2 protein-coding genes are annotated in these 2,189 nt (G+C 69.7%); both read right to left on the bottom strand.

The window, feature by feature from the left end:
• Positions 1–111: 111 nt before the first annotated feature.
• A complete protein-coding gene (locus ACSDR0_RS50215; protein WP_435296066.1) occupies positions 112–774 on the bottom strand; it encodes a response regulator in 663 nt (220 codons plus the stop codon).
• The gene (locus tag ACSDR0_RS50210; protein ID WP_435296065.1) at positions 768–2,057 is read right to left on the bottom strand and encodes a sensor histidine kinase; all 1,290 of its coding nucleotides are present in this window, start codon (positions 2,055–2,057) and stop codon (positions 768–770) included. Before ACSDR0_RS50210 ends, ACSDR0_RS50215 begins: the two co-directional genes overlap by 7 nt.
• Positions 2,058–2,189: the final 132 nt, after the last annotated feature.

Below are 2,189 nucleotides of genomic sequence, written 5' to 3'. Positions count from 1 at the left end.
TAGTTCTGGGCCTGGGCGTCCATCAGTCCGTCCAGGGCGACGAAGAACAGCGTCACGGCCACGGCCACGTCGATGAGCTGAAGCATCAGCGGCGACACGTGCCGGCGGGACTCACTCACCCGGCCGCACCAGTCCGGTCTCATAGGCGTAGACGATCGCCTGGGCGCGGTCGCGCAGGTCAAGTTTGCCCAGCACCCGGCCTACGTGCGTCTTGACGGTCTGCTCCGAGACGGTGAGCCGGGTGGCGATCTCCTGGTTGGACAGGCCCTGCGCGATCAGCGTCAGCACCTCGGTCTCCCGCTCGGTCAGCTCGGCCAGCCGCCGCACTATCGGCGCGCGGGGGCCGCCCAGCCGGGCGAACTCGGTGATCAGCCGCTTGGTGATCGCCGGGGCGATCAACGCCTCACCCGCCGCGACCACCCGGACGGCTTCGGCGAGCTGCAGGGCGGAGGCGTCCTTGAGCAGGAACCCGCTCGCCCCGGCCCGCAACGCCTCGTAGACGTAGTCGTCCAGATCAAAAGTGGTCAAGATCAAGATTTTTGGCAAAAAATCGCCAGAAGTCAGGATCTGGCGGGTCGCTTGCAGACCGTCCATCTCCGGCATTCGCACATCCATGAGGATCACGTCCGGCTTCAGCAGCGCGGCCCGCTCGACGGCCTCCCGTCCGTTCGCCGCCTCTCCGATCACCTCGATGTCCGGCTGGCTGCTCAGGAACACCGTGAACCCGGTCCGCACCATCCCCTGATCGTCCGCGATGAGCACCCGGATCACGATCGCACCTTTCCCTCGTCTGGCACGGGCAGGACCGCGCGCACCTCGAACCCGCCGCCCGCCAGCGGTCCCGCCTCCAGCGTGCCGCCCAGCAGGGTGGCGCGTTCGCGCATGCCGAGCAGGCCGTGCCCGGCCCCCGTGAGTCCCGGGGACGCGCCGCCCGGCCCGTTCAGGACGCGCAGCCGTACCTCCTGGGCGGTCCGCGTGATCTCCACCGCCACGGCCGAGCCCGGCGCGTGCCGCATCGCGTTGCTCAGCGACTCCTGGGTGATCCGGTAGACCGCCAGCTCCACCGCCGAGGGCAGTCCCTCCAGCGGGCCCGAGCGCTTGACCGCGACCGCGATCCCGGCCGCGCGGGTGGTCGCGACCAGCTCCTCCACCCGGTCCAGGCCGGGTTGCGGCGCGGTGTCGGTACGGCCCTCCTCATCACGCAGGACACCCAGCACCTGCCGCAGTTCCGCCATCGCCTCCAGTGACAGCCCGCGGATCTGCGCCAGACCCTTCTCCAGCAGCTCGGGGTCGCCCCGCGCCTCCAGCGGGACGGCCTCGGCCTGGATCGCGATCACCGACATGTGGTGGGCCACCACGTCGTGCAGCTCGCGGGCGATGCGCGTCCGCTCTGCGAGCACGGCCTGCGCCCCCTCGGCGAGCTCGGTGCGCCGCTCCCCCTCCACCAGCTTGGCCGTGGCGCTGCGCCGTACGCGCACGTTGTAGCCGAACAGGACTGCGACGGTCACGACGATCATCTCGATCACCACGCCCGTGTCGGGGTTGCCCACCCACAGCGCGAGGACGGTGAGAAACCACACGACCAGGGAGACCGCGGGTTTCACGCGGAGGCCCACGGCGTAGAGCACGAGCAGATAGGTGATCGCCGCCGGGGTGGAGTACGGCAGATCGTTGGGGTTGAGCCGCGTCGTGACGTAGATCGCGAACGGGTAGGACAATGCGGCGGTCCGCCAGGCCGCCAGCGGCCATCGGTCGCGCAGGGCCAGCGGCACGGAAAAGGCCAGAGCGGCCACGTAGACCAACAGGACGGGCACCCCCACCAGCGGGCGGGTGGCCCAGAGCAGCTCGTTGGCGTTGAGGAACTCCGAGAGCGTCGAGCCGAAGAAGAGACAGGCCAGGACGAGGTCCCCGACCCGGACCACGTCGATCGTCCGGAAGGGCAGCGGTCCCGCCCACCGGGGCATGGGCCAGCGCAGGCGGGGGGAGCGGGGAGTCGGCGGGTCCGCGTCGCCCCGGGCCAGCGTGTCCCAGAGGGCGTTCAAGACGGCCGAGATCACCGGACCAGCCTACGAGCTGTCTGACCTGGATCGCATCACCCCTGAGAGGGTCACTCCCAAGGACTACTTACATAATTACGATCGCTGTGAGCGAACGTCGGCAAGTTCGGGAACGCCCATCCCACTCGTAGA

Source organism: Streptosporangium sp. G11 (assembly GCF_051192615.1).
Lineage (GTDB): Bacteria > Actinomycetota > Actinomycetes > Streptosporangiales > Streptosporangiaceae > Streptosporangium.
Note: the sequence above shows the minus strand (reverse complement) of the source record. Positions and strands in the feature narration are given on the sequence as shown.